This window comes from Citrobacter sp. TBCS-14 (assembly GCF_005280805.1).
Lineage (GTDB): Bacteria > Pseudomonadota > Gammaproteobacteria > Enterobacterales > Enterobacteriaceae > Citrobacter > Citrobacter gillenii.
The window spans coordinates 765,820-791,460 of sequence record NZ_SZWM01000164.1; the positions used below are offsets into that span (position 1 = coordinate 765,820).

At 54.9% G+C, this 25,641-nt stretch carries 28 protein-coding genes, 1 tRNA gene and 1 riboswitch; of the genes, 6 read left to right on the top strand and 23 right to left on the bottom strand.

The window, feature by feature from the left end:
• Positions 1 to 2: 2 nt before the first annotated feature.
• Positions 3 to 78 (top strand) — tRNA-Asn (locus FDX22_RS07355).
• 42 nt (positions 79 to 120) lie between these two features.
• Here the strand turns inward: FDX22_RS07355 and FDX22_RS07360 are convergent.
• Positions 121 to 1,008 (bottom strand): LysR substrate-binding domain-containing protein, encoded by an 888-nt coding sequence (locus FDX22_RS07360; protein WP_146716938.1) that lies wholly within the window; start codon positions 1,006 to 1,008, stop codon positions 121 to 123.
• A 109-nt stretch (positions 1,009 to 1,117) separates the two neighbouring features.
• Between FDX22_RS07360 and FDX22_RS07365 the strand changes: the two genes are divergently transcribed.
• From FDX22_RS07365 to FDX22_RS07385, 5 genes are all read left to right on the top strand, one after another.
• Positions 1,118 to 1,708: a nuclear transport factor 2 family protein gene (locus FDX22_RS07365; RefSeq protein WP_146716939.1), complete on the top strand. Its 591-nt coding sequence runs from the start codon at positions 1,118 to 1,120 to the stop codon at positions 1,706 to 1,708.
• A 52-nt stretch (positions 1,709 to 1,760) separates the two neighbouring features.
• A complete protein-coding gene (gene dctP, locus FDX22_RS07370; RefSeq protein ID WP_228758144.1) occupies positions 1,761 to 2,828 on the top strand; it encodes a TRAP transporter substrate-binding protein DctP in 1,068 nt (355 codons plus the stop codon).
• 221 nt (positions 2,829 to 3,049) lie between these two features.
• Complete coding sequence (locus FDX22_RS07375) at positions 3,050 to 4,087, top strand: extracellular solute-binding protein (RefSeq protein WP_146716940.1); 1,038 nt, start codon at positions 3,050 to 3,052, stop codon at positions 4,085 to 4,087.
• Positions 4,071 to 5,759, top strand: coding sequence for an iron ABC transporter permease (locus FDX22_RS07380; RefSeq protein ID WP_146716941.1), 1,689 nt, complete (start codon positions 4,071 to 4,073; stop codon positions 5,757 to 5,759). The genes FDX22_RS07375 and FDX22_RS07380 overlap by 17 nt, the downstream gene beginning before the upstream one ends.
• A gap of 10 nt (positions 5,760 to 5,769) precedes the next feature.
• Entirely contained in the window at positions 5,770 to 6,444 is a 675-nt protein-coding gene (locus FDX22_RS07385) for an ABC transporter ATP-binding protein (RefSeq protein ID WP_135911860.1), read from the top strand.
• A 30-nt stretch (positions 6,445 to 6,474) separates the two neighbouring features.
• On the opposite strand, the gene ldtA is transcribed toward FDX22_RS07385, so the two are convergent.
• The 22 genes from ldtA to pocR form a co-directional block, all read right to left on the bottom strand.
• A complete protein-coding gene (ldtA, locus tag FDX22_RS07390) occupies positions 6,475 to 7,401 on the bottom strand; it encodes a L,D-transpeptidase (protein WP_117343330.1) in 927 nt (308 codons plus the stop codon).
• Positions 7,402 to 7,519: 118 nt separating this feature from the next.
• On the bottom strand, positions 7,520 to 8,584 hold the full coding sequence (cobT, locus tag FDX22_RS07395) for a nicotinate-nucleotide--dimethylbenzimidazole phosphoribosyltransferase (RefSeq protein ID WP_146716942.1): 1,065 nt from the start codon (positions 8,582 to 8,584) through the stop codon (positions 7,520 to 7,522).
• A gap of 25 nt (positions 8,585 to 8,609) precedes the next feature.
• Positions 8,610 to 9,353, bottom strand: a complete 744-nt coding sequence (cobS, locus tag FDX22_RS07400) for an adenosylcobinamide-GDP ribazoletransferase (protein ID WP_146716943.1) — start codon at positions 9,351 to 9,353, stop codon at positions 8,610 to 8,612.
• Positions 9,350 to 9,895 (bottom strand): bifunctional adenosylcobinamide kinase/adenosylcobinamide-phosphate guanylyltransferase, encoded by a 546-nt coding sequence (cobU, locus tag FDX22_RS07405; RefSeq protein ID WP_137362941.1) that lies wholly within the window; start codon positions 9,893 to 9,895, stop codon positions 9,350 to 9,352. The genes cobS and cobU overlap by 4 nt, the downstream gene beginning before the upstream one ends.
• A complete protein-coding gene (locus FDX22_RS07410; RefSeq protein WP_146716944.1) occupies positions 9,892 to 11,412 on the bottom strand; it encodes a cobyric acid synthase in 1,521 nt (506 codons plus the stop codon). The genes cobU and FDX22_RS07410 overlap by 4 nt, the downstream gene beginning before the upstream one ends.
• A complete protein-coding gene (locus tag FDX22_RS07415) occupies positions 11,409 to 12,224 on the bottom strand; it encodes an energy-coupling factor ABC transporter ATP-binding protein (RefSeq protein ID WP_146716945.1) in 816 nt (271 codons plus the stop codon). The genes FDX22_RS07410 and FDX22_RS07415 overlap by 4 nt, the downstream gene beginning before the upstream one ends.
• 8 nt (positions 12,225 to 12,232) lie before the next feature.
• Entirely contained in the window at positions 12,233 to 12,910 is a 678-nt protein-coding gene (locus FDX22_RS07420) for an energy-coupling factor ABC transporter transmembrane protein (RefSeq protein WP_096756668.1), read from the bottom strand.
• Positions 12,897 to 13,178: an energy-coupling factor ABC transporter substrate-binding protein gene (locus FDX22_RS07425; RefSeq protein ID WP_096756667.1), complete on the bottom strand. Its 282-nt coding sequence runs from the start codon at positions 13,176 to 13,178 to the stop codon at positions 12,897 to 12,899. The genes FDX22_RS07420 and FDX22_RS07425 overlap by 14 nt, the downstream gene beginning before the upstream one ends.
• Positions 13,179 to 13,180: 2 nt before the next feature.
• The gene (gene cbiM / locus FDX22_RS07430) at positions 13,181 to 13,918 is read right to left on the bottom strand and encodes a cobalt ECF transporter S component CbiM (RefSeq protein ID WP_096756666.1); all 738 of its coding nucleotides are present in this window, start codon (positions 13,916 to 13,918) and stop codon (positions 13,181 to 13,183) included.
• The gene (locus FDX22_RS07435; RefSeq protein ID WP_117343324.1) at positions 13,915 to 14,628 is read right to left on the bottom strand and encodes a cobalt-factor II C(20)-methyltransferase; all 714 of its coding nucleotides are present in this window, start codon (positions 14,626 to 14,628) and stop codon (positions 13,915 to 13,917) included. The genes cbiM and FDX22_RS07435 overlap by 4 nt, the downstream gene beginning before the upstream one ends.
• A complete protein-coding gene (locus tag FDX22_RS07440) occupies positions 14,625 to 15,419 on the bottom strand; it encodes a sirohydrochlorin cobaltochelatase (RefSeq protein ID WP_115258164.1) in 795 nt (264 codons plus the stop codon). The genes FDX22_RS07435 and FDX22_RS07440 overlap by 4 nt, the downstream gene beginning before the upstream one ends.
• 10 nt (positions 15,420 to 15,429) lie before the next feature.
• On the bottom strand, positions 15,430 to 16,215 hold the full coding sequence (locus tag FDX22_RS07445; protein WP_146716946.1) for a cobalt-precorrin-6A reductase: 786 nt from the start codon (positions 16,213 to 16,215) through the stop codon (positions 15,430 to 15,432).
• Positions 16,212 to 16,937 carry a precorrin-3B C(17)-methyltransferase gene (locus FDX22_RS07450; protein ID WP_096756662.1) on the bottom strand — a complete coding sequence of 242 codons (726 nt, stop codon included), beginning with the start codon at positions 16,935 to 16,937 and terminating at the stop codon, positions 16,212 to 16,214. Before FDX22_RS07450 ends, FDX22_RS07445 begins: the two co-directional genes overlap by 4 nt.
• A complete protein-coding gene (cbiG, locus tag FDX22_RS07455) occupies positions 16,937 to 17,992 on the bottom strand; it encodes a cobalt-precorrin 5A hydrolase (RefSeq protein WP_115258162.1) in 1,056 nt (351 codons plus the stop codon). The genes FDX22_RS07450 and cbiG overlap by 1 nt, the downstream gene beginning before the upstream one ends.
• On the bottom strand, positions 17,973 to 18,746 hold the full coding sequence (locus tag FDX22_RS07460) for a cobalt-precorrin-4 methyltransferase (RefSeq protein WP_117343322.1): 774 nt from the start codon (positions 18,744 to 18,746) through the stop codon (positions 17,973 to 17,975). Before FDX22_RS07460 ends, cbiG begins: the two co-directional genes overlap by 20 nt.
• Positions 18,739 to 19,308 (bottom strand): decarboxylating cobalt-precorrin-6B (C(15))-methyltransferase, encoded by a 570-nt coding sequence (locus FDX22_RS07465; protein WP_115258161.1) that lies wholly within the window; start codon positions 19,306 to 19,308, stop codon positions 18,739 to 18,741. Before FDX22_RS07465 ends, FDX22_RS07460 begins: the two co-directional genes overlap by 8 nt.
• A complete protein-coding gene (locus tag FDX22_RS07470; RefSeq protein WP_115258160.1) occupies positions 19,298 to 19,903 on the bottom strand; it encodes a cobalt-precorrin-7 (C(5))-methyltransferase in 606 nt (201 codons plus the stop codon). The genes FDX22_RS07465 and FDX22_RS07470 overlap by 11 nt, the downstream gene beginning before the upstream one ends.
• Complete coding sequence (gene cbiD / locus FDX22_RS07475; protein ID WP_115258159.1) at positions 19,888 to 21,036, bottom strand: cobalt-precorrin-5B (C(1))-methyltransferase CbiD; 1,149 nt, start codon at positions 21,034 to 21,036, stop codon at positions 19,888 to 19,890. The genes FDX22_RS07470 and cbiD overlap by 16 nt, the downstream gene beginning before the upstream one ends.
• Positions 21,033 to 21,665 (bottom strand): cobalt-precorrin-8 methylmutase, encoded by a 633-nt coding sequence (locus FDX22_RS07480; RefSeq protein WP_096756656.1) that lies wholly within the window; start codon positions 21,663 to 21,665, stop codon positions 21,033 to 21,035. The genes cbiD and FDX22_RS07480 overlap by 4 nt, the downstream gene beginning before the upstream one ends.
• Before the next feature lie 10 nt (positions 21,666 to 21,675).
• Entirely contained in the window at positions 21,676 to 22,635 is a 960-nt protein-coding gene (gene cbiB / locus FDX22_RS07485) for an adenosylcobinamide-phosphate synthase CbiB (RefSeq protein ID WP_146716947.1), read from the bottom strand.
• Positions 22,632 to 24,011: a cobyrinate a,c-diamide synthase gene (locus tag FDX22_RS07490; RefSeq protein WP_146716948.1), complete on the bottom strand. Its 1,380-nt coding sequence runs from the start codon at positions 24,009 to 24,011 to the stop codon at positions 22,632 to 22,634. Before FDX22_RS07490 ends, cbiB begins: the two co-directional genes overlap by 4 nt.
• 87 nt (positions 24,012 to 24,098) lie before the next feature.
• Positions 24,099 to 24,274, bottom strand: a riboswitch (cobalamin riboswitch).
• Between the two features lie 331 nt (positions 24,275 to 24,605).
• Positions 24,606 to 25,517: a regulatory protein PocR gene (gene pocR, locus FDX22_RS07495; RefSeq protein WP_146716949.1), complete on the bottom strand. Its 912-nt coding sequence runs from the start codon at positions 25,515 to 25,517 to the stop codon at positions 24,606 to 24,608.
• Positions 25,518 to 25,641 lie beyond the last annotated feature (124 nt).

The following is a 25,641-nucleotide window of genomic DNA, read 5'->3' on the forward strand; positions in this document are numbered from 1 at the left end:
ATTCCTCTGTAGTTCAGTCGGTAGAACGGCGGACTGTTAATCCGTATGTCACTGGTTCGAGTCCAGTCAGAGGAGCCAAATTTAAGAAGCCTGCTTAGGATACTAAGCGGGCTTTTGCTTTTATACTCCCGCATTTTCACGCGCTATATGCAGAAAAGCCTGTACGGCCCCCTTATTCTCCTGTTGCCTGCTGATGAGCATCAGATTCGCCGACAGTTCCGGCGCATCCAGTGGGCGGTATACCAATCCAGGAATATTCACATGCTGCAGAGGATCGGGCACCAGCGCCAGCCCCTGGCCGGCGGCGGCGAGTGCAAGCACGCTTAGGGTACTTGCGGTGCAATGGGCGATATGCGGAGCATGGCCCATAATTTCGGTAAGTGCGGTGTAAAGCGACTCATCAGCCCCATGCGCGTCATAAAAAATGAGTGGCTGCTCGGCGAGCATATCGATTGTCAGCGACGCCCGTGCGGCCAACGGGTGGTCGTCAGCCATCGCCACTTGCCGGTGCCAGACACCGATCTGTTCAGCCATTAGCGCGGCATCATGGATTTTGTGGTGATCGGGGGTATAACCCACATCGAGCTGTCCCGTCAGGATAGCCTCGGCTTGCAGCAACGGTGCGACTTCATTCACAACCAGTTCGGCATCAGGGTAGGTTCGGCGAAAAGCACGTAGATCGTTGGTGAGCTTGCCGCTAAAGACGGCATTACCGGCAAACCCCACGCGTACATGACCCGTTTCACCGCGTATTGAGCGCTGAACGGTCAGTCGGGCGTGATCCGCTTGCTCCAGCGTGCGCTGCGCCTCGACCTGTAGTAGCCGCCCGGCGTCCGTTAACTCCACTTTGCGGCTGGTGCGTACAAACAGCGGACCACCGAGTTCCTCTTCCAGGGCCTTGATTTGCATACTCAGCGCAGGTTGGACGATATGCAGACGTTGAGCCGCGCGACCAAAATGGCCTTCTTCGGCAACAGCCAGAAAATAGCGCAGATGGCGCAGATCCATATCGTTACTCCGTCATCAAATAAAATGATTGATCAGTCATATCTATCTATTTGAGTTTATCTCCATTGGGGATGAAACTGAAATCCAATCCCATACCAGAGTACATGTTATGCAAAATTATTTGGACGACCGTCAGCAAATCACCGATCTTCTCACGGGCTGGATGCACCGCGATCTGGGGGAATGGGAGCAGCTGCGCAACCTTTTTCACCCGGACGGCACCATTGAAATCACGTGGTTTGAGGGCCTCGCCAGCGATTTCGTTGAGGGCTCAATGCGGATGGGAGCGTCAGATGTGCGCACCAAGCATCTGATTGGCACGCCGGTAGTGACCTTCAATGCCAACGCGACGAGGGCTATTGTCGAAACCAACGCAATGATTATCGCTGAGCACGTTAAGCTGAATCTGGGCTGCATTGGTCATAACCGTTTCTATGACATGGCAGAAAAACGTGACGGCGTCTGGAAGCTGTTCCATCGCCAGAGTATTTACGATATGGCCAGCTTTACCTTTCCGCTCTGCATGGTCGCGATTGACCACAGTGCGGCAGAGAAATATCCGCGTGAATACGCCGCGCTGGCTTATCTGCTGGAAAAAAGTGGTTTTCCGGTTCAGCGCGTCTTTGCCACCCGTGGCAGCGATCTGGAACAACAAATGAAAGCAAGTGGTACACGCTGGTTAGCCGGGCAGACGGCCTGACAATTTCATCCGCCATTGACCCTTTTTCATCTCAGCAACGCAAAGGAAATGTATGCGCCCCAACAAAATATACGGAAAATATCTGGCAATGCTGTTCATCGCCCTGCTGCTACCGACCACGGTTTCGGCTACACAAATCCTGACATACAGTGATCATGAACCACTGGGTGGGATGCGCACTCGCTTTCTTAACGACGTGCTCTTCCCCGCCATTGAGAAAGAGTCAAACGGACGGCTGAAAATAGAGGCGCACTGGAGCGGTGAGCTCAGTAACAGCTACGATGCATTACGCAACGTCGGCAACGAACGAAAGGTGGATATGGCGACTGTCGTACCTGAATACACCGCCGACGCGCTGCCCCTGAATCAGATATTTAAAAGCTTTCCCGTCGGACCGGCCAGTGAACAACAGGTGGCCTTCTTCCGCCACGTCTACGCTGACATCCCGGCATTTCCGGCTGAACTTGAGAAAAATAATGTGGTGAGTATTTTCCTTGCCACTGGCTATCCACTGGCCTTTTTCAGCGCTAAGCCCATAGCGACGTTGAGCGATATCAAAGGCGGCACATGGCGCTCTGCCAGCTTCTGGCACCGTGATTTTCTGCAAAACGCTGGGGCTAAACCGGTGACCATGCCCTGGGGTGAAAAGACCTATAACGCACTAAAAACGGGGGCAATCGATGGCATGATGCTGAACGTGGACAGCGGTTACGCTCTTAAAGCGTATCAGTTCGCACCCAATGTGCTTCTCGCCAAAAATCTGTGGCTGGGGCATCTCTATATTCTGACGATGAACAAAAAAACCTGGAACGCGCTTTCTCATGAAGATCAGGTCGCCATTCAGCGTGCGGCTGAAACAGCGTATCAATCTCTGGGTTCAGTCATGGACAGGTGTTTTAACACCCAGATAGACGATTTACGCCAGGCTGGGGCCTCGGTACGCGTTCTGCAATCGCAGGAGGTCGCACAGTGGAACACCGCCACCCATTACCGGGCTGCGCAAACCAAGTGGGTCCACGAGCAGGAAGCGAAAGGCGTCAAAAACGCAGGCATGGTGATGAAACAAGTTAGCGCCATTATGGATGAAACCCTGTCACAAAAAGCGCGCGTAAAACGGTAGTTATCCATGAACTAGTGGCAGGGAGTCTCACCCTCTCTCTACCCGCCACTTTTCGCCGAGTAAACACCACATCACACCGTTGTTTAAAGTTATGTAAATGTAAATCGTTTAAACTTTGCCATTATTGTAAGTGCTAGTGATTATCATTTATTGTACGCGAGCCAAAAGAACGAGCGCCTGCTCGGGTCACTGTACGTTCCAATTACTCTGGGATATAAACGATGAATGCTCTGCCTCGCACCGGACTGCGCCGTATCACGCTTGCATCTGCCCTGGTCCTCTCCGTCAGCCTGCCGGCTTTCGCACAGGATACGTTAACGCTTTATACCACCCGTGAACCAGGCCTGATCCAACCCCTGCTCGATAGCTGGACAAAAACCAGCGGTATAAAAGTGAGCACGGTGTATATCAAGGATGGCATGCTTGAACGTGTTAAAGCGGAAGGGAAGAACTCCCCTGCCGACCTGCTGATGACCGTCGATGCCGGTAACCTCATCGATTTAGTCGAAGCGGGCGTAACGCAACCGGTAGAGTCCGATGCGCTGAAAGCCGCCATTCCGGCTAACCTGCGCGGTGCAGATAATCAGTGGTTTGCGCTTTCCATGCGTGCTCGCGTGCTCTACGCTGAGAAATCGATGCCTATCGATAACTGGCATTATGAGCAGCTCGCAAGCCCGGAGTACAAAGGCAAAGTCTGTATCCGTTCCGGGCAGCATCCGTATAACACCGCATTGATTGCCGCCATGATTGCCCACCACGGTGAGGCCAAAACGGAAGAGTGGCTGCGCGGCGTGAAGGCGAACCTGGCACGCAAAGCGACCGGCGGCGATCGTGACGTTGCCCGCGATATCCTCGGCGGGATTTGTGATATTGGCCTCGCCAACTCCTATTACGTCGGTCATATGAAAAATGCCAAAGAAGGCACCGATGCACGTCAGTGGGGTGATGCCATTAAAGTGGTGAAACCGACCTTTGAGAAAGGCGGCACACACGTCAACATTAGCGGTGCTGCCGTAGCCCGTTACGCACCCAATAAAGCCGACGCCCTTAAGCTGATGGAATATCTGGTTTCCGCACCTGCCCAGCAACAGTACGCGAAAGCGAACTTCGAATACCCGGTACTCAAAGGTGTAACGCTCGACCCGGTTATCAGCGCCACTATCGGTGAAATCGACGTCGACAAGATCCCGTTAACCGAAATCGTGAAGTACCGTAAACAAGCTAGTCTGCTGGTAGATAAAGTTGGATTCGATCAATAAACCGCTATTGCTTCCGACGTTACGCGGCCTGGTTTCCGGGCCGCAGTCATTATTAACGCCGTTACATCTTGGTGCCCTGTGTATTGCACTCGGCGTCCTGACCCCTATTGTGGCGCTCATCTGGCAGGCCACACAAGCTGATTTGTCCCACTGGGATAATCTCATCACCTGGGTGTTGCCCTCTGCGTTAAAAAACACTGTACTGTTGTTGGCAGGTGTTGCGGTCATGGTCGGCGTGATTGGCGTTGGCAGCGCGTGGGCAGTCACTGCATGGGATTTTCCAGGGCGCAAAATACTGAGCTGGGCGCTGCTGCTGCCGCTGGCGATGCCGACCTATATCGTGGCCTTTGCCTGGCTCGATTTACTGCATCCCATTGGCCCACTGCAAACCTTCATCCGTTTTTTACTCGGTTTCGATAGCCCGCGACAGTTCCGCTTGCCGGATTTACGCTCCCTTTCCGGCGCGATCCTGCTGCTCGGTTTAGTACTGTATCCGTATGTTTATTTAACCACTCGCGCCACGTTTATCAGCCAGCCTGCGCATTTGCTGGAGGCGGCACGTACCCTGGGCTGCAGCGCCAGCGGAACCTTCTTCCGCGTGGCCCTGCCAATGGCCCGTCCGGCGTTGGCGGTCGGGATCAGCCTGGCGCTGCTGGAAACGCTCAATGACATCGGCGCGTCGGAATTCCTTGGGGTACAAACCTTAACCGTCACCGTGTACACCACGTGGATCTCGCGCTCTGATTTATCCGCTGCGGCGCAAATCGCCTGCATGATGCTGATGTTTATCTTCTTTATCCTGACGCTGGAGTTTTACGGTCGCAGAAAACAAGGATTCAGCAGTCGCAGTCTGCGAGAAATTCAACCCACGCGCGTGCATGGCTGGCGCGGTTGGCTGCTCGGCGTGGTTATTTCGCTCCCGGTTGTACTGGGTTTCCTGGCCCCGGTATTGTTTTTACTGTGGGAGAGCGCCAAACGGTTAGGCGGTGAGAATCCGCTGTCCGCATCATTACTTTCTGCATTGCAAAACACGCTATCGCTGGCGGCTGGTACCACGCTGGTGGTGATTTGCGTCAGCATGCTGGTAGCGTGGAGCGCACGTCGCTGCGCCGCAGACAACGCCATGCCCGGCTTTCGTCGCGGTGTGATGCGTCTGGCCTCGTTAGGTTACGCCGTGCCTGGTACGATTCTGGCGATTGGTTTTCTTCCCCCGGCGATGGCGGTTGACCGCTGGCTGGCCGATCTGCTCGACATGCGCGGTTTACCGCTGATGTCTGCCGGTATTTTGCTGATCATTTGCTGTGCGATGCGTTTTCAGGCCATCGCCATCGGCGCGCTGGATTCCGGGCTGGGCCGTATTCCTCCTTCCCTTGAGCAAGCCTCACGTTTACTGGGAGAAAATGGGGCCGGTACGTTTGCTCGCGTGCATTTCCCGCTACTGCGTCCAGCGTTGGTAAGCAGTGCATTGCTGGTGTTTGCCGATGCAATGAAAGAGTTGCCCACTACCCTGCTACTACGCCCGGTAAACTTCGAAACGCTGGCCACGCTGCTGTATGCAGAAGCGGCGCGAGGTACCTATGAAGAAGGGGCAATTGCTGCGCTAATGATTGTGTTAGCCGGCACACTGCCTGTTATTTTGCTGGTTCGTCATCAGATGACGCGCCGTGGTTGAGAGAGCAACAATGTCAGAAATCGCGTTACGACTCCAGGATGTACACGTGGCCTACGGCAACAGCCAGCAATCGGTGCTGACCGGCTTTTCAATGTCGGTGCGCAAAGGCGAAATCGCCTGCCTGCTGGGTGCGTCAGGCTGTGGGAAAACCACGGTTTTGCGCGCGGTCGCCGGATTTGAACGCCTGCAACGCGGAGAGATTTATGTTTCACAGCGGCGTGTTGCTGGCCCCGGCGTGCATCTGCCGCCGGAAAAACGGCATGTTGGCATGGTGTTTCAGGAATACGCGTTATTCCCACATCTGACAGCCCAACAAAACGTGGCCTTTGGTTTGCGCCGCCTGCCACGAGAAGCGCAACAGGCCAGAGTCACCGAGCTGTTAAAAATGGTTGAACTACACAGCCACGCCAGCCATTACCCTCATGAGCTTTCTGGCGGGCAGCAGCAGCGTATCGCCCTGGCCCGCGCCCTGGCGCCACATCCGGATATTCTGCTGCTGGATGAACCGTTTTCCAGTCTGGATAAAAGCACCCGCGAGCGTCTGGGTGGCGAGGTACGGGATATTTTGCGCGCCGCCGGACAAACGGCGCTGCTGGTCACCCACAGTGAGCATGAAGCGCAGTTGATGGCGGACCATATTGGTTTTGTGAAAATGGGTCAGTTTCAAACGAAGCACGCGGCCTGACAGTAACATACAGGCCGCGCGGGGTAGTGATTAGAATCTCTGCACCTGGCTGATATTCACTGGCATCCCGGAGCGGCGTTCCAGCGTTGCATTAGCACGACTGACGTCCACTCCCTCTCCGCTCACAAAACTGCGTAATGCCGGAGTCACCGGCAGTGGGATCTTTTTATCCGACTCATATTCGCTGCGGTTGCGTGACAACGGTTCATGAACTTCAACCCAGCGGCTACCGTCTGGCTCAGTGCTGTATTTAACAGGCCGGTCGATAAGTTGAACCCGCGTTCCCACCGGCACGGTATCAAACAGGTATTTAATATCGTCATTGCGCAGGCGAATACAGCCCTGGCTGACTCGCAGCCCAATTCCGAAATTAGCATTGGTGCCGTGAATAGCGTACAGCTTGCCAATATAAATGGCGTACAACCCCATCGGATTTTCCGGCCCGGCCGGAACAAACGCCGGTAAGCTTTCGCCACGCGCGGCGTATTCCCGGCGGGTATTTGCTGTTGGCGTCCAGCTCGGTGCTTCCTGCTTGCGCTGTACCGTCGTCACCCAGTTGCGCGGCGTTTCTCTCCCCGCCTGACCGATACCGATGGGTAAGATTTCAACTGTATTGCTGTCTTTGGGGTAATAGTAAAGACGCATTTCAGCGACGTTTATAACAATGCCCTCACGCACGGTATCCGGCAAAATAACCTGCTGTGGCACCACCAGCGTAGAGCCCGACTTCGGCAAATAGACATCCACCCCCGGATTGGCTTCCAGCATATTGCTCAGCCCCTGCCCGTACTGCGCCGCAAATGCTTCCAGCGGTTGCGTATTGGCTGGCGGCACCGTAATAGTCAGCGGACTGCCGACCAGGCGGCTGCCCTCTGGCGGCAACGGATAGCTCACCGCCTGAGCTCCCTGGCCGGCAAGCAGTATGATAAGTGAACACAACAGTTTTACACGACGCATCATTGTCCTTTCCTTCGCCGCAGCAGATATCCGTTAATTATAGCTTTTTTATCGGGTTAACGGGGTTACGACGGACCCTACCAACAAGAACCCCGCCGTTGAGCGGGGTGCAGCTTGACTACGCTTCCTTACCGTCCGGAAGCACAATATTGCTGGCGGCTAAATGCCCCATATTGTTGTACATGGCGCAGGCGGCCTCAACGATCGGCATCGCCAGCGCGGCACCGCTGCCTTCACCTAAACGCATGCCCATGTTGAGATACGGGTCTAGTTCCAGATGCGCCAGGGCGGTACGGGCACCTTTTTCGGCGGAAAAATGTGATGGGATCAGGTACGGCTTAATCTCAGGCGCAATCTGACAGGCTGCCAGCGCAGCGGAATAAGAAAGGAACCCGTCCAGCAACACCGGCAGACCGCAGGAGGCAGCCCCCAGTATCACACCCGTCATCCCCACAAGATCAAAACCACCGACTTTGGCCAGCACATCGATACCATCTGTGGGGTCGGGCTGATTAACGGCGATCGCCCTACGCACCACATCCACCTTATTGCCCACCCGCGAGAGTGGCAGGTTAGCGCCAATCCCCACCACCGCCTCAGCATCACTGCCGGTCAGTACGCTAACAATCGCCGCCGCAGGCGTGGTATTGGCCATGCCCAACTCGCCGACGCCAAACAGCGTGACGCCCTCTTTCGCCAGTTCACGGGTATAGCGCATCACTTCCAGCAACAGTTCCTCGGCCTGAGAACGGTGCATTGCCGGGCCTTCAGCAATATTGCCGCAGCCACGCGCAACGCGCATATTCACCACGCCAGGAATAGGGTCAGCGTCAATCCCCACATCAATCACATGAACCTTTGCGCCAACCTGGGTCGCCAGTACGCAAACGCCGGTCGTGCCACGCGTCATATTTGCTGCCTGAATCGCCGTAACCACTTTCGGCGAAACGGCCACACCTTCATCCCAGACGCCGTGATCGGCGCACATCACCAGCATCGCTTTCCCCCCCATGCGCGGCACGCCCTTCAGGCCTGGCATACCGGCGAGTTGCACGGCCAGGGACTCAAGACGTCCCAGGCTGCCCGGTGGTTTAAGTAAGCCATCAATATGCTGCTGTGCGCGTAACATTGCAGCACTGTCGGGAGAAGGGATCGCGTGGAGTAAAGCGGATAAAGTCTGCATAAGGGTTCTCAATGTGTTGACTGGCTCAAAGCAGAGCCAGTAAGAAGATCAACTCGCCAAGTTCGATGGCCGCGCCAAGCGTATCGCCGGTCTGCCCACCTAACGTGCGTTTTAATAATTGCCCAAGAATGAAAATTGCCACCATCGTGACGACCAGCGCCGCCACTCCACGCATGCCGGGAAGCAGTACAGCAGCAAGGATCGCCGCAAGCCCCAACGTAACGCAGGTTTGTCGTCCGGCTACTTTGCCTATAAAGACATTTCCCAGCCCTTCTTCGCGGGCATAACGATGCCGGTACATCAGCAGAACTGCGGTTCCACGCCCAGCCACACAGGCTGCAGTCAGTGCAGCCAGCATTGGCGTTCCGCGTAAAGCCAGTTCGCTCACCACCAGCACTTTAGCCAGCAGAACAAAGATCAGCGCCAGTCCGCCGTGGGTCCCCAGGCGGCTGTCGCGCATTATTTCCAGCATCCGCTCGCGCCGACGAGCAGAAAACACGCCGTCACAGGTATCCGCCAGACCGTCAAGATGAAAACCGCCGGTCAGCAGCGCCAACGTCAGCACGCTAAACAGCGCTGCCAGCGGGATACCGCACCAGGTTTGCAGCGCCATGAAGACCAGTCCCGTCAACCCTCCCAGCACCACGCCAATCAGCGGGAACATGACGATGCCGCGCGAGTACTGTTCGAACTCCAGTCCTTGCGACCAGCGTGCAGGAACGGGCAAGCGACTGATAAAAGAGAGCATTGCCCAAAACAACTTACTCATTTAATTTTGACTCCAATTCCAGATACCACCAGCCAGACCTCATCTGACGCTGCCGCCAGGCGCTGGTTTACCCGCCCAGCAATATCGCGAAAATGCCGCGCCAGACGATTTTCCGGAACAATCCCCATCCCCACTTCGTTAGTCACCAGCACGACTTTTGCCGGGCAACGCTGACAAGCGTCAATCAGCACACGGAACTCATCCTCAATGGACCGTTCCATCGCGGCATAGTCCCAGCCATCCGGTGAACTGTCGCCGCCTAACGCAAACAGCTGGTTCGTCACCATCGTGGTAATGCATTCCAGTAAAATCGCCTCGTGCGGATCGTTCTCAGCCGTAATCAGCGCATCAAGATGTTGCCAGCGCTCGGCTGTACGCCAGTGCGCAGGGCGTCCATCACGATGGTGTTGAATTCGCGCCGCCATCTCCTCGTCGAATATCTGCGACGTCGCGATGTACAGCACGTTTGGGGAGTCCGCGATCAGTGCCTCTGCGTGACGGCTCTTGCCGCTACGGGCACCACCGGTAACCAGAATCATCATACTGGCTCCTGGTGTTGCTGCATGATGGTATAAATTTTCTCAATATCGATGTGTTGCCGCATCGCATCCGCCAGCAGATCAAACTGCTGTGATTTATATTGCGCGTAATGGAAGGTTGAATCCAGTGGTGCTAACCCTTTGCGCACCCGCAGGCCATTCACCAGCGCGCGCGTGAATTCATCGCTGTCAAACAAGCCGTGGAGATAGGTGCCGAACGCCAGACCGTCGTGAGTCATCGCACCATCAGCGACGTTACCGCCCTCTTTTTGCAGCGTCATTACCGACTGACACTCCCCGGATAACACCGTTTCACCCATATGAATTTCATAGCCGCGAACAGCTAACCCTGAGGCGTCTGCCAGCCAGTCCGGCAATGTGGCCGACATTTGCCCTTCAACCAGGGTCGTGGTTTTGTGCTGCGCAAAATGGGTAACGGTATCGAGCAAGCCAAGGCCCGGCAGCGTTCCCAGGCCCGACTCCACGTCATCGATAATGGTCTCGCCGAGCATTTGATAGCCACCGCAAATCCCCACCACCGGCACATTCTGACGGTGTAGCTGCAACACGCTGTGCGCAAGACCGCTTTCTCGAAGCCAGACTAAATCGCCGAGCGTATTTTTACTGCCTGGCAAAATCACAAGATCGACGCCTGCCAGCTCTTCCGGGTGCCGAACATAGCGCACCCGAACGTCCGGCTGGGCGGCCAGCGCATTAAAATCCGTAAAGTTGGAAATATGCGGCAGTTGCACCACAGCAATCTCGATATCGCGTTTGTCGGTGCGTAAATACTTCCCTTTTTGCAGCGCGACGCCATCTTCATCTTCGAGATCAACATCCAGCCACGGCATCACGCCGAGTACGGGAACGCCGGTCAGCGCTTCAATTTGTTCAATACCGGAATAGAGCAGCGCCACATCGCCACGAAATTTATTGATAATCACGCCTTTTACGCGCGCGCGTTCATGATCATGCAGCAGCGCCAGCGTGCCATAAATCGAGGCAAACACGCCGCCGCGATCGATATCCGCCACCAGCACAACCGGGCACTGCGCCATCTCCGCCATCCCCATATTGACGATATCGCGATCGCGCAGGTTAATTTCAGCCGGACTTCCCGCCCCTTCCAGCACAATAACGTCAAATTCCTGCGCCAGACTGTTATAAACCGAAATGATCTGCTCGCGCAGACGCGGTTTGTACTCGTGGTAGCTTACCGCATCCATATCGGTCGCCACTTTGCCCATCAATACCACCTGCGCTTTGCGGTCGCTGGTCGGTTTCAATAGCACCGGATTCATACGTACATCTGGGGTGATCCCTGCCGCTTCAGCCTGGAAAATTTGCGCGCGCCCCATCTCTTTCCCCTCAGGCGTAATACCCGAGTTCAGCGCCATGTTCTGCGATTTGAACGGCGCAGTACGTCGTCCATCCTGATAAAAAATACGACACAGCCCGGCGACTAATACGCTTTTGCCTACATCAGATGCCGTTCCCTGCAACATTATTGCCTGCGTCATGACGCCTCCTTCAGTGCGTTCTCTCGCATACAACGATAAAATTCAGCCTCTGTTTTACACAATGGAAAGCCTAGCTCCGTGTGCAACTTCACCAGCCAGGGCTGAGTTAATCCTGCTTGTTCAATAAGGTCCGTGTGCGCGAATACCTCACCGGGAGTGCCGTGCGTCAGCACTTCTCCCCGGCGCAAAACGTAAACCGCGTCGCTCACTTCATAGATAAGATCGATATCATGGCTGGAAATAACTACATGATTTCCCTGCGCCACGATCCGTTTAATAATCTCAATCATTTGCGTACGGCCCGAGGGATCAAGGCCCGCAGTCGGTTCATCCAGCAGCAGATACTGCGCCTGCAGTACCAGCGCGCCAGCGATCGCCACGCGTTTTTTTTGTCCGTGGCTTAGGCATTGAATAGGCTGATGACGGAAATGTTGTGCATCCACCAGCGTCAGGGCATCTTCCACCCGGCGAGCAATTTCTTTTTCATCCACGCCAATATTGCGCAGGCTAAAGGCGATGTCGCTGTCGATATCGGTATAAAAGATTTGCTGATCGGGGTCCTGAAATACGGTCGCCACCTGCTGACGCAGTGCCAGCAGGCCTCGCTTGCTGTAATCCAGCGGTTTTCCTTGCCACATCACCGCCCCCTGCTGTGGACGCAACAAGCCACTCAGGTTCATAAACAGCGTGGATTTTCCGCACCCATTGGCCCCCACCAGTCCAGTGACGGCCTGCGCGGAAAAATCCAGCGTGAGCCCTTTGAGGACCGGGTCATCCTGATAGCGAAACCAAAGCGCTGAGGTGGCAAGCATACTTATCCTTACAGGTGAAAATCACCCTGATACAGTTTGATATCCAGTGTGGTGGTCATTTGCTGATAGCGGATTAACACACGCGTAAACAACAGCCCCACCAGCATTGCCAACGAGCGATAGCTCAGCGGCACGCTACGATAACCAAAACGCAGCGTTTGCGCGCGGTGAATAGCGAGCGCTTCGTCTAAAAGAATAAAAATAAATCGCCAGGTCAGCAGGATCTGCTCAGTCAGCAGGCGCGGAACGCGCGCCCATTTCAGTAAAAGAATTAATTGCGGGAACGGCAGATTAAGTACCAACCAAAAGGTGGATGCCAGCGCCGCCAGGCTTCGCCAGAATGTTGCATTGGCAGTGAGTACACCCGCTTCGGTGACGCCTAACCAGTAGCTACCCACCGGCAGACTAACCAGTAAGCTATGCGGATCGCGACTCACACTGAATAGGATCGTCACTACCCCGACCAGCAAAAAACCAAACGGCAATGCCATCCAGCGACACCAACGCCAGAAAGAGATGCGCAGCAGCCAGCAGCTCAGTGCGGCAATGAGTAACAGCTCGATACCCTGCCCCAACGGAGGCAGGGTAAACGCCAGAATCATCATCACTAACCACAGCAGAAATTTGCGCTGCGGTGTGACATGAAACCAGCGGCTCTGGTAGCTCAGCCTGTCAAGACCGGTCATCACGGCGTTGTCTGCCCTTGGTGTAACCCAGAATGTAGAAAATTACCGCTGCACCGAGCGATCCCTGAAGCGTAAACAGCAGACTTTCAATTTCACCACTGGCTGGCTCATACAGCGGCTGGAACCACGGCTCATAATGCGGAGCGATGGCCTGAATCTGGCTTTCTGCTTCGCCATCTGATCCTCCGTATTCTCCACCGTGGTTGATGAAAAATGGCAGGACAACCAGCCCAATCACCATTGCTAACAGAATCAGCGTCTTTTTCATGGTTAATGTCCTTGTGCGGTGATGAGCTGCCGTTTGGTGAGCTGGTCATAAATCATCACCGTGAGCAAGCCTTCTGCGATAGCGATTGGGATCTGCGTCAGGCAGAAAATCCCCATGAACTTGATGATGGAGCCCGTAGCACCTACGGACGGGTCCGGGAAAGCAACACCCAGTTGCACCGACGTCACAAAATAGGTCACCAGATCGGCCAGCATGGCGCAGAGGAAGACGCAGACATCACGACGGAACCCCGCACGGCAAGCCATCTTCCACACCATATAGCCGACGACCGGACCAATAACCGCCATCGACATACCATTAGCACCCAGCGTGGTCAAACCGCCATGTGCCAGCAATAATGCCTGGAATAACAAAACGATGGCCCCGAGAATGGCCACCACGCCTGGCCCGAACAGAATCACCGCCAGACCGACCCCGGTCGGATGCGAACAACTCCCGGTAACAGATGGAATTTTCAGCGCTGACAGCACGAAAATAAACGCGCCACACAGGGCCAGTAACACTTTCTGGTGGTTATCTTCCTGCACAATTTGACGCAGGCGCACCAGCCCATACCACAGGCAGGGTAAAAACAGCAGCCACCAGGCCAGCGCCCACATCGGCGGTAAAAAGCCTTCCATAATGTGCATAGCAAACGCCTGCTCAGGCACAATCATCAGCAATAGCGCCGCAGCCAACCCGCTGAAAGACAGCTGTTTTAGCTGGTGTTCAAGCTTCATCTTTCATACTCCCACTGTTTATTGACCAGAATGGTCGAGAAATACGGTAGCGGCTGATCGTCACTCACTTCACTGAGTTGGCGCCAGCACTGCTCACCCGGTAGCGTGGCTTCGGACATCATTAACGCGCAGTCCAAAATGCCTTCTTCTTGCAGCAACGCCTTGATGCGTGCAAACCGACCGTAGACCTTCATCAGCACCAGGCTGTCATGCTGCTTTAACGCCTGCCGGATTTCTGCCTCCGGCGCAGTGCACGAGACGACCGCCAGCGACTGCTGTTCCATGGCGAGCGGCGTTTTTGAGCGCGCGGCAATCGCAGCAAATGAGGTCACGCCGGGGACGATTTCTAACCAATCAGGATTACCAATACGCTGGAGTAAAAAGACCCAGGTACTGAACAGCATGGCATCGCCGAGGGTGATGAAACCGACCTGCTTGCCGGCCTCCACTTCCGCAACCAGTGCAGCGGCGACCTCATCCCAGACGGCTTCTTTTTCGGTACTGTCGGCGCTCATCGGGAAATGGCAGCAGCGAATTTCAGTCTGCTCACCGACATATTCCCGAACGATAGACAGCGCCAGGCTGTCGCCACCTTTACGCCCGGCGGGCGCATAGAGAATATCCAGCGAGCCGAGCGTGCGCGCCGCGCGCACGGTTACCAGATCGGAGGCACCTGGCCCGGTGCTCAATGCATACAATTTGCCACTCATGCTGCTTCCTCCAGCGCCACGCTCAGCGCCTGCTGTAAATGTGCCACGAACATGGCGCGTACCGCCGGGTTCTCACCCAGACCACTCAGCCACGGCGTGGCCGGAATGCCTGCCGCGTTAAATAATGTTTTCCACGAGTCGTCTTCGTCGGAGGCCATATCGTTGATAGCGTGGTCACCCGCAACCAGCATTAATGGCATAAGATGCACCGCCGTTATCCCTTCGCGACCTAAGCTGTCGATAAGAATATCCACTTCCGGGTAGCTCTCTACCGCACCAACTCGCGCCGGGAAACCCTGCGCGGTCATCATGTGATCGAGGCAGGCATAAGCGGCAAAGGCGTGATGGCTAGCCCCGTGCCCCATAAACACCACTTTTTCGCGCTCACCAAGCGACGGCATCTGCTGCTGCAGCGCCAGCATCAGTTGCGCGTAATCATCATGGCTACTCAGCAGGGGAACCCCCAGCGTCAGGCGGGCAAACAGCGGGCGCATACTTTGTACTTCACGAACTATTTTTTCGTACTCGTCACCGTTAATGATGTGCAGCGACTGAATAGCCACATCCTGATACCCCTGCTCCGCCAGCTTTTGCAGGGCCTGCAACGGCGTGTCGATGTCAATGCCGTCGCGCTGTTTGAGCTTGCGGATGATCATCCCAGAGGTAAATGCCCGAAACAGGTCACGGTCAGGGCAACTGGCCGCAAGATCGCGTTCACAGGCCACAATATTTTTCTCACAGGTGTCGTGATAGCTGGTGCCAAAACTGACCACCAGAAGCGCCTTTTTCATCTCTAACTCCTTAAGCCACAGCCAGCCAGCGCGCTAAACGCGCCGCAAATGCGGCCTGACTATCCAGTAATTCTTCTCCCGTCACCAACGGTGCCGGACATGTAATCACGATGCAGGGGATCCCGGCATCCAGACAGGGTTGTACTTTTTCCTGATAACCACCTTCCGCGCCCGATGCTTTGGTGATGACCACGTCAGCCTGACACTGACGGTAAAACACGGCATTAAACTCAGCGCTAAACGGCCCGCACAGGGCGAATATTTCGCCAACGCCAAATCCTAAATCGGCGCATTGCTGGATAACGTCAGGCACCGGCAGTACGCGGGCCAGCAGTGTTTTTTCCGGCAGCCCCGCGCGCCAGATAGCCAGATCTTTGCTGCCGGTGGTTAGCAGCACTCGTTCGCCAAAGCGACGCGCCACGTCGCAGGCTTGCTGAATACTCTGCACGGTGTACAGATGAGGATGCGTTAAGCCACTCAACTGCTCAGGGCGCTGATAGCGGCTCAGCAGCACGCCCGCCGCTTCACAGGCGCTCATGATGTTACGACTCACCACTTCGGCATATGGATGTGAGGCATCAATCACCCAGCGCGTACGGTTTTCCTGCAGCCAGGCAACCATGTGTTCCCGCTCCAGACGTCCGCAGCGCACCTGACCTTTAATATCGCCCGCCAGCTGTTTCCCCGTTGGGGTGGCTACCGACAGGGTATAAGCCACGTTCGCCGCATCCAGTTGCTGGCACAGCATGCGCGCGTCGCTGGTACCGCCCATGACCAGCACATCACCGTAATTCACAGTACATAACCGCGTGGGGTGATCATCAGGCCATCCTGAACGTAGGTCGTTTTGTTGCCGACAATCACCAGGCTGGTCATATCCACCGGTTCAAAGTCCATTTCGCCGAGCGTGGTCAGCCATTTTTCCTGTTTTTTACGTCCGGCTGACTTCACGATACCCACCGGCGTTTGTGCACTTTTGCTGGCAGAAAGCAGCTCAAAAGCACGTGCCAGATGCCCTTCGCGGCCACGGCTGCGCGGGTTATAGAAACAAATCACGAAGTCAGCTTCGCCCGCGGCCACAATGCGTTTTTCAATCACCGGCCACGGTGTTAACAGGTCGCTTAAACTGATATGGCAGAAGTCGTGCATCAGCGGAGCACCGAGCAAAGAGGCCGCGGCAATACTGGCAGTCATCCCCGGAATTAGCTTGACCTCAACATCCAGTTTCTGCTTGCTGACCAGCTCAAGCACCAGCCCGGCCATGCCGTAAATTCCGGCATCGCCGCTGCTGATTAGCGCCACGTTATGACCGGCCTGCGCTAGCTCAATCGCCGCCTGGCAGCGTTCTATCTCTTTGCACATCCCGGTTTTGATCACCTGCTTATCGCCGGTGAAGGCTTTTACCAGGTGGGTGTAGGTTTTGTAACCCACGATAATTTCTGCCGCTTTCAGTGCTTCAACGGCTTCCATGGTCATCATTGCCTGCGAGCCAGGACCAATTCCAATTACGGTTAACATCAGTGTGAAACTCCCAAAGTAATAGTGACGCCCTGTTCACGCAGGGTCTCGCCTAACAGTTGTCCATGGCTCAGCAGCCAGGCTGCAGGACCGGAGACGCTCCCCGTCCCGACCGTTTTACGCACAAACGATGAGGCAGGAAAACGGTGTTCATGCTCACGCAGCGCGTCAGCAGTAAAGGTTTCGAAAGGTACGCGACAGCAGGAAGCCAGTTGGATAAGCCCCTGTTCATCTTTTTTCAGCGTAATGCTGCCGATGGCTTTTAGTGCCAACGGATCGAGCCGTTGGGCTTCAAGTTGGCGGGAAAGCAGTTCAGCTAACAGCGGGAACGGCGTATCGCGACGACAGCCAATCCCGGCGACAACCCGCTGTGGCACCAACTTCCAGTGCGGAAGGGGCAACTCGGGGAGATCGGTCCGCAAGGTGATGCAAATCAGCGCATCGAGTTCAGGGAGTTGGTTCAGGTCAGTCACCGTGATGAAACCACGACGATCGCAATGACTGACGTCCTGCGCCAGTTCGTCGTCCCACCACAGGCCAACCCGCTTGTTGCTGACCAGCATCTGATTAACGATTTTTACCACCGAACGGAAGTCGGTCATTCGCGCATTCAGTTGAAACGCCAGCGTATCAAGGGCCGCCATGTCATTCACATCCGTCGCCGTGGTGATCACCGGATCCGCACCCAGCATGCCCGCCAGGTAGCGCGCCAACGTGTTAGCGCCCCCCGCATGGCCCGACAACAGACTGATGACATGCTGCGCACGCTCATCGATCACGACCACCGCCGGGTCACAAAACTTGTCGTTAACCAGCGGGGCCAGCACACGTACCGCAATACCGGTCGCGCCGATAAAAATCAGCGCCGAATAGTTCGCAAACGCATCGCGGGCCGCATTGGCAAACCCGTTTTCGAAGGGAAGAAATCCCTCCTCCAGCAATTTTTCACTGGTGAAACAGGTCACCGGTAGCATTGCCGCCAGACGCTTCGCCAGCAAAACACCGCCGGGCGTCAGGCAGAACAACGCGATAGACTCAGGCTTTACGGTATTCATGGCTAAAGTCCGCCGCATAGAGTTTGGAGTAGTGATACTCCGAGCCCAGGAAGTTGCCGACCAGAATAAGCGCCGTTTTGCGGATCCCCGCATCGCGCACTTTGTCGCCAATATCCTCAAGGGTGCCACGTACGGTCTGGCTTTCAGGCCAGGTGGCTTTATAGATGACCGCCACTGGCGTGGTCGCCGGATAACCGCCTTCAATCAGACGCTCAGCCACCCGATGGATACGCTGGACGGAAAGATAAATCGCCATTGACGTCTGGTGACTGGCAAACGCCTCCAGTTGTTCGCGCTCCGGTACCGGCGTACGACCTTCAAGACGGGTAATGATCAGACTCTGCGACACTTCAGGTACCGTATACTCGACGCCGAGTTCTGCCGCTGCCCCGAGGAACGCGCTGACGCCAGGCACCACCTGCCATTCAATCCCGCGTTTGGTCAGCTCTTCACCCTGCTCGCGGACCGAGCCGTACAGCGAGACGTCGCCGGTTTGCAGACGCACAACCGTTTTACCCGCTTTTACACCGGCTTCCATCAAGTCGAGGATTTGTTCCAGATGCAGTTCGGCGCTGTCGTGACACTCAGCATCAGGTGGGCAATATTCCAGCAGTTCGGTGTTAATCAGCGATCCGGCATAGATAACCACCTGCGCCTGCTGCAGCAACCGGTAACCTTTGAGGGTAATCAGCTCGCGATCGCCAGGACCAGCGCCAACAAACCACACACTACGGGGATCAAATATCTCAGACATGGTTTCCTTCCTTCTGACAGGCGATAACAAAAACGGGATTATTCGGTTTGAAATAGTGGCCACTGCCAAGCGTGGTCAGTGATGACACCTGCATTTGCAGGCAGTCCACACCCTGCACGCCAAGGTGCTCCAGATGCGCCAGCGCGGTATTCAGGTTTTCCTGAAGAATGAAGGTCATTACCAGCCGTCCGGCGGGATGCAGTTGGCGCATCGACCAGTCGATCAGGTCGGTCAAGTGACCACCACTGCCGCCCATAAAGATGGCATCAGCTTTTTCCGCGATGGTCATCGGCGCGATACCGGGATAAATATCAACGTTGGCGCAGGCAAAGTGCTGGCGATTCTCGTCCAGCAGTCTGAGTGCCGCCGGGTTACGCTCAATCGCCGTCACGCGTAGCGATGGATATTGCAACGCCGCTTCTATCGACACGCTGCCGGTTCCTGCGCCAATATCAATCAGGTGCGTGGCACGGTGTAATTCAAGTTTTGAGAGGGCAAGTGCACGGACCGCTTCTTTGGTCATCGGCACCTTCTCTCCACGCAGAAAAAGCTCATCTTTCATCGAGGATCACCACTGCATTCATGTCATAGTCGGCATTAATTTCACTGAGCGGCAGGCAGTGGATGCGTTCATTTTCCATTGCCAGGTTTTCGCCAATCACCATCCAGCGATGCCCCTTACCACGGGCAATAAGCTGATGTGCAATTTCGCGCGGACCGCACAGGGCATCCGTAACCATCGCCACCTTGTTATGTCGTGCCAGTTCATCGAAACAGACGCTACGGCCGTGGCTACTGGTCAGCCACATGTCGTTCATATCAATACCGGACTGCGCGCACAGATATTGCACCGCACTGATGCCAGGAATAATGCGCACATGTTCAATGCCAAAATGCGCCACCATCCGGGTGCCAATGCCGTAGAACAACGGATCGCCAGAGGCCAGTACCACTACATGCTTCCCCTGATGCTCGCCAATCCAGGTTAATAACTCCGGGATATTGGCGCCAAGGGCAAACCGCTCGCCGGTAAAATCCGGGAACTGCTGCAAATGCCGTTTACCACCGACCAACACATCCGCCGTGGCGACAGACTCGCGTGCTGCGGGCGTCATCAAATGCAACCCCGCGGGTCCCATCCCTACAACGGTAAGCATGTCATCTCCTGCGCAATCTCTGTGACCGGGCGGTTGCTGCCGAGGATCTGGTTATCAAAAGAGAACATGATGGCGTCGCAGGTCGGCGGATTTTTGGTAAAACGCAAAGTCTGCAGGACACGCATGCAGATACGTTTAGCAAGATGATCGTAAATATGCTGAAAACCGTAGGCATCGATGTGCTCCATCGCGGCTTCGGTGGTATCGCAGTCGCTGACCAACGTCAGTAATTCCAGCGGCGCACCGAGCAGCGCCAGGTGGGCGACCAGAGTTTCCATACGCGCGTCGGCAATATGGCTGTGGGTATGGAAAATACCCGCTGCAATTTTGATGAGCTTGCCCGGATGTCCGACGAGAACGATTTGTTTGAACCCAAGGCGGACGGCCTCTTCAATCATGTAGCCGACAAAGTTGCTCATGGTGACCACCACCTGCGTGTCAATCCCCATCTGTTCGCGGACAAAACGTTCACCATGGTTACCCGGCACCAGCACCACGTGTTCCAGTCCCGCCGCACGTTTGATTTCCAACTCCAGCGACAGTGAACGCTTCCAGCTCTCTTCCGACATGGGCGTAACAATACCGGTGGTGCCGATAATGGAAATGCCGCCCAGAATACCCAGACGCGAGTTGTAGGTTTTCTGCGCCCGCTCTTCACCTTCCGGGGCAAAAATTTCAATCTGTGCCCCACGATTTGGGCCGATCGCCTCGCGAACCGCTGACTCAATAGTCTGACGCGGCGTGCGATTGATTGCCGAACTGCCTACCGGTAGGCCAATTCCTTTGCGGGTGACCGTGCCGACACCTTCGCCGCCCTGCAGCGCTATTTCGCCGCTGTCGTCTAGCGTCACACGAGCAAAAATCAGCATCCCGTGGGTGGCGTCCACATCATCGCCGCCGTCTTTACGAATAGCGGCAATCGCCTGCTGCCCTTCAATGTGCGGCGACTCAACGTTCAGGCATAGCGTGACCCCGGACGGGGTGACTATGGATACTTGATGGATCAAATGCTGACGCAATACCATCAACGCAGCGACTTTGGCTGCTGCCGTCGCACACGATCCGGTGGTGTACCCTTTGCGCAGCGCTTTACCGTTGTGCCATACCGGTGCGTCAAAGGGTTGGTCGCTCATCGCGCCCCCTGCATGTGGTAGAGCATCGCGTTGACGATAGCGGCTGCGACGTTGCTTCCGCCTTTGCGGCCCAGGGCAGCTATGGCAGGCAGATGACTTTTCGTCAGCGCATCTTTTGACTCCTCCGCGCCGACAAACCCTACCGGCACACCGACCACGCCGCTCACGGCAACATCATGTTCCATCAGGCGGAACAGCGCCGTCGGCGCATTGCCAAAGACAAACAGCTTTTCGCCCTCTTCCTGAACCGCAATGTCGACGGCGGCCATCGAACGAGTGATACCCTGTTCTTTTGCGGCGCGCACCACTCGCGGGTCGCTGATGTAACAGCGGCATTCTCCGCCGAATTTTGCCAGCAACGTTTTGTTGATCCCGGAAAGGGCCATCGTAGTATCGGTATAAATCACGCTTGATCGGTTTAACGCGGCGCAAAACTGCGCCAGTACATCATCGGAAAACCACAAAATGTCCAGCCAGTCGAAGTCAGCGGTGGTGTGGATCACCCGCTTGATGATGGCCTCATGTAATGGGCTGGCAAACTGATAGTCCGGGCGGGTTTCACGAATAATGTCGCCAATGATGTCGAAACTTTTGGCTTCAATCGCCTGGGGTTGCTGAATGTATTGCATTGTTTTGTCCTCAGGCCACACCGACCAACAGCCACCGCAGCGCAATAAATAGCGCCAGGGCCAGGGTCGATGCTACCCACATCAATCGTATCGTTTGGGAAATGTCGTCTACTGAAATGTCTCGTTGTGCATCACCGATCCACGGTTTCTCAACGCGCTCGCCAAAGTAGTCGTTAGGACCACCCAGTCGAATGCCTAATGCCCCGGCAACGGCCCCCTCGGACCAGGCACAGTTTGGACTGCTGTGGTTGTAGCGATCGCGCCAACCAATGTGTAATGCACCGAAGCCGTCTTTACGGCATAAAAATGCAGCGCACCCGAGCAACAGCCACCCCAGTCGGGCAGGAATCAAATTCGCGACATCATCCAGTCGTGCACTGACCATCCCGATAGCGCGGTACTTTTCATTTTTATAGCCAACCATGGAGTCCAGGGTGTTCACCGCTTTGTAGGCCATCGCCAACGGGGCACCGCCGAGAAACAGGAAGAACAGCGGTGCAATGATGCCGTCCACGGTGTTTTCAGCGATGGTTTCCACCACCGCGCGATTGATCTGTTTCGGCTGTAATTGTGAGGTGTCACGCCCCACAATCCAGGAGAGTTTTTCCCGACTTTCTGTGAGATTATTGGCACGCAGTGGACGTTCGACATCTCGTGCGGCATTCGCCAGGCAGCGGCCAGCCAACACGGTAAAGATCATCCACACCTCGACGCCCCACCCTAGCCACGGATGAAGCGATTGCGCCAGCGCCAGTACGCCCCATGAAACGCCCCAGGTCACGCCGACCACCACAACCCACAGCACTGCGCCACCGATACGCAGCATGCCATCGCTATGGCAGTAGCGGCGCACCAGGCGCTGCACAGTGGTAATGATATTGCCAATCCAACGTACCGGATGCGGCCAGCTCTGCGGATCGCCAATGATAAAATCAAGCAGCCAGGCGACACACCACGCGAGCAGTGTCATTTCACGCTCCTCGCGGCGTCCAGCCAGTGATTAAGCATCTCAGGACGCTGAGCAAAATGAACATGCAGGTAGCTGGCAAATGCATTGCCAACCTGCCAACCGCCAGACCACGCCTGTAATGTTTCGCCATCGCGAACTTTGCGACAGCTCATCACGGCCTGGGTTTGAGGGGTAAAATCGGAATAGTGAAATTCATGTCCGCGCAGCACGTCACCGGGCGCAGCGAGTAAGGTTTGTTGTTCGGCCTGCGCTTCACAATAGCCAAATCGGGTCAGACGTTTGCCCATTTTGCTGTGACCGGGAATAATATCCGCCATCGGCCAGATATCGCCGTTGCTGTCTTCCAGCGAACTCCCCAGGTACATCAGACCACCGCACTCCGCGTAAATCGCCACACCGCGCTGATGAGCCGCACGCAGTTGCGCCAGCATGGTGGAATTTCGGGCAAGCCCGGCTGCGTGCAGCTCAGGGTATCCGCCCCCTAGCCAGATCATCTGGCAATCAGGGAGACGGCTGTCGTGTAGCGGGCTGAAACGGACAATATTGAGGCCCGTGCGCGCCAGTAGCGTAATGTTATCCGGATAGTAGAAGTTGAATGCTTCGTCATCAGCAATGGCAAGCGTCAGTCCAGCTCCGGCATCGGCGGCAGGAAGCGCGGGCCATTCGCCCACCGGTGGGGTGTCTAACTGGCTTAAGGCCAGCAGCGCGTCGATATCTAACGTTTGCTCAAGCGTTGTAGCAAATTCCTGCCACGGCAACTGATTGACGATTGATTCCCGCGCGGTCACCAGTCCCAGATGACGCTCAGGGAGCGCCACGCCATCGACGCGGGGAACATAGCCCAATACCGGTATCGAACAGTAGCGTTCGATGGCGACTTTAAGTAGCTGGTAATGCGTTTCGCTGTTTACCCGGTTAACAATCACGCCAGCAATGTTCAGCGTTGGGTCAAAATGCTGGAATCCCATCACCGTGGCGGCAATTGACGTTGAGACGGCTTTACCGTCCACCAGCAAAATGACCGGACAGCCCAACTGCTTCGCCATCGCGGCGGAACTGCAGTAATTGGGGTCCGTACCATAACCGTCATACAACCCCATAACGCCTTCGATGACGGCGATATCCGCATGCTGCATATGTTCGCAAAATAAGGCGTTCAGCGTGGAAGTGGGGAGCATGAAGCTATCAAGATTGCGGGAGGCTGTGCCAGATACGGCGGTATGCCAGCCGGTATCCAGATAATCAGGACCGACTTTGCAAGGCTGGACGCGCAAACCGCGTTTTTTCAGCAGACTCAACAAGCCCAGCGTTACCGTGGTTTTACCACAGCCGCTTCCGGTACCTGCAAGAACAAACGCGCGAAAATTGGCCGCCATACCCTGATCCTGTTCAGGGTGGTAGGGGTGTAGAGATACCCAGTCTTTCGACTGTATGCATCTGAGCAACCCACTTCCCACCGAAGTTGTTGGTAGTCACTGACAGGCAGGTCTTCTGGCTTAGCGTCATTCTCACCCGTCCTTCCCAATCTCGCGATCAGTGGTCTATACGGGGTCGTCAGCATCACAGCAGCGGGGGCTGCGGGGGATTCTCACCCCCTTCCCTACCACAAACGTGGTAAACCTGTCAGCTCAGGAGAAAATTCTATTAAGCTCCAGGCATGAGATGAATTAACACACCTCATGACAAAAATTCATTTAAATATCTTTTACGCTCATTCAGCCAATGTTATGGCGTCATTCAGCTTATTCTTAAGTTTGCATTCCGTATGAAAGCTTCAATTAATAATAAAGAAAGTCATTCACACAGACACTGTATCTCATCACAAAAATAAAAACTGGTGCAGTTTATCCTTCAGACACTATTACTTTGTTGCGCTATGACAATTTATTGTCTTCTATCCTTATTTTTCATTTTATAATGACGGACATACAATACGATATCAAAAATCGGCAATAGCAAAATATTGCTATTTATGCTGACTCTTCGGACGAAACAACACTAATTTGCTGGCGAAAAGCCTGCGGCGTCACCTGGTATGTCTGGCGGAAAACTTTGCAAAAATAACTGGTTTGCGAAAAGCCTAAATTTCGCGCAATACTGGCAATACTCCAGTCACTATGACAAAGCAACTCTTTAGCACTTGCCATTCGCTGTTGGTTTACCCAGGCATTAAAACCGATCCCCTGATATTTTTTGAACAGCTTGCTGAAATAGTACGGACTGAGATAAACATGCGAAGCCACCTCCTCGAGGCGAAGCTCATCCGACAAATGTGCGTCGATATAGCGCAACGCTTTTTTCATTTTACTGTCATGAGGAGTCGGGCTACGGGTTGGACGCACCGACTCTGACTGCTGTGGACTGTCTTTAATGACAACGAAATTCAATTGTTTTTTAAGGCAATTTTCAACAATCAACTTCAGCAAATCTGCAGAGGCGATGACGCGAGAATAGTCCATTTCCGGAACATTACGAAATTCATTGAGCAGTTCGGGATCGGCTTGCCAGCGATCATCGACATTCAAAATATCAACCAGGCCTACGTCATTGCTTAAGCGCACCTGACCGCATAAAACAAAACCGACCAAGTGGCCTGCAATCACCAAAGGGATAGAAAAATCGGTAAGGCCAGCATGACAGCGATAAATACACGGCTGGTCTGATTTTGATGCTTCAAGGCCCCCACAACGATCGCTCATACGGCATCGCGTGCTGTGCTGCGGATGCTGGCGCATCAACTGGCAGAAAGGGGTAAAATTAAAGAGTTCAGAAATTTCATCACCGTGAATATTGACAACCACAACGGCCAGACTGGTGGCCTGTGCAAAATCCTGTGCGATTTTATTAATGAGTTCTGAGTTCAGGGCGCTCGCAGAAATCATGATAAAACCTCTCAGTTAATTTATTGTTATAAATAAAAACACATTATTTACATTCACTTTTCATCTCGCTATTAGACGCAATGATAAAAGGTGTTAATGGACCATAACAAAAGTCTCCCATTGT

Excerpts from the sequence above, each read along its gene's own strand:
- FDX22_RS07470 (WP_115258160.1), bottom strand. The coding sequence starts at position 19,903 with ATGCTTACCGTTGTAGGGATGGGACCCGCGGGGTTGCATTTGATGACG.
- FDX22_RS07450 (WP_096756662.1), bottom strand. The coding sequence starts at position 16,937 with ATGTTAACCGTAATTGGAATTGGTCCTGGCTCGCAGGCAATGATGACC.
- cobS (WP_146716943.1), bottom strand. The coding sequence starts at position 9,353 with ATGAGTAAGTTGTTTTGGGCAATGCTCTCTTTTATCAGTCGCTTGCCC.
- cobT (WP_146716942.1), bottom strand. The coding sequence starts at position 8,584 with ATGCAGACTTTATCCGCTTTACTCCACGCGATCCCTTCTCCCGACAGT.
- pocR (WP_146716949.1), bottom strand. The coding sequence starts at position 25,517 with ATGATTTCTGCGAGCGCCCTGAACTCAGAACTCATTAATAAAATCGCA.
- FDX22_RS07410 (WP_146716944.1), bottom strand. The coding sequence starts at position 11,412 with ATGACGCAGGCAATAATGTTGCAGGGAACGGCATCTGATGTAGGCAAA.
- FDX22_RS07480 (WP_096756656.1), bottom strand. The coding sequence starts at position 21,665 with ATGCAATACATTCAGCAACCCCAGGCGATTGAAGCCAAAAGTTTCGAC.
- FDX22_RS07375 (WP_146716940.1), top strand. The coding sequence starts at position 3,050 with ATGAATGCTCTGCCTCGCACCGGACTGCGCCGTATCACGCTTGCATCT.
- FDX22_RS07425 (WP_096756667.1), bottom strand. The coding sequence starts at position 13,178 with ATGAAAAAGACGCTGATTCTGTTAGCAATGGTGATTGGGCTGGTTGTC.
- FDX22_RS07440 (WP_115258164.1), bottom strand. The coding sequence starts at position 15,419 with ATGAAAAAGGCGCTTCTGGTGGTCAGTTTTGGCACCAGCTATCACGAC.
- FDX22_RS07420 (WP_096756668.1), bottom strand. The coding sequence starts at position 12,910 with ATGACCGGTCTTGACAGGCTGAGCTACCAGAGCCGCTGGTTTCATGTC.
- cbiB (WP_146716947.1), bottom strand. The coding sequence starts at position 22,635 with ATGACACTGCTCGCGTGGTGTGTCGCCTGGCTGCTTGATTTTATCATT.
- FDX22_RS07385 (WP_135911860.1), top strand. The coding sequence starts at position 5,770 with ATGTCAGAAATCGCGTTACGACTCCAGGATGTACACGTGGCCTACGGC.
- FDX22_RS07435 (WP_117343324.1), bottom strand. The coding sequence starts at position 14,628 with ATGAGTGGCAAATTGTATGCATTGAGCACCGGGCCAGGTGCCTCCGAT.
- cbiD (WP_115258159.1), bottom strand. The coding sequence starts at position 21,036 with ATGAGCGACCAACCCTTTGACGCACCGGTATGGCACAACGGTAAAGCG.
- FDX22_RS07460 (WP_117343322.1), bottom strand. The coding sequence starts at position 18,746 with ATGTCTGAGATATTTGATCCCCGTAGTGTGTGGTTTGTTGGCGCTGGT.
- cbiM (WP_096756666.1), bottom strand. The coding sequence starts at position 13,918 with ATGAAGCTTGAACACCAGCTAAAACAGCTGTCTTTCAGCGGGTTGGCT.
- FDX22_RS07490 (WP_146716948.1), bottom strand. The coding sequence starts at position 24,011 with ATGGCGGCCAATTTTCGCGCGTTTGTTCTTGCAGGTACCGGAAGCGGC.
- FDX22_RS07360 (WP_146716938.1), bottom strand. The coding sequence starts at position 1,008 with ATGGATCTGCGCCATCTGCGCTATTTTCTGGCTGTTGCCGAAGAAGGC.
- FDX22_RS07365 (WP_146716939.1), top strand. The coding sequence starts at position 1,118 with ATGCAAAATTATTTGGACGACCGTCAGCAAATCACCGATCTTCTCACG.
- cobU (WP_137362941.1), bottom strand. The coding sequence starts at position 9,895 with ATGATGATTCTGGTTACCGGTGGTGCCCGTAGCGGCAAGAGCCGTCAC.
- ldtA (WP_117343330.1), bottom strand. The coding sequence starts at position 7,401 with ATGCGTCGTGTAAAACTGTTGTGTTCACTTATCATACTGCTTGCCGGC.
- cbiG (WP_115258162.1), bottom strand. The coding sequence starts at position 17,992 with ATGAATACCGTAAAGCCTGAGTCTATCGCGTTGTTCTGCCTGACGCCC.
- FDX22_RS07465 (WP_115258161.1), bottom strand. The coding sequence starts at position 19,308 with ATGAAAGATGAGCTTTTTCTGCGTGGAGAGAAGGTGCCGATGACCAAA.
- dctP (WP_228758144.1), top strand. The coding sequence starts at position 1,761 with ATGCGCCCCAACAAAATATACGGAAAATATCTGGCAATGCTGTTCATC.
- FDX22_RS07415 (WP_146716945.1), bottom strand. The coding sequence starts at position 12,224 with ATGCTTGCCACCTCAGCGCTTTGGTTTCGCTATCAGGATGACCCGGTC.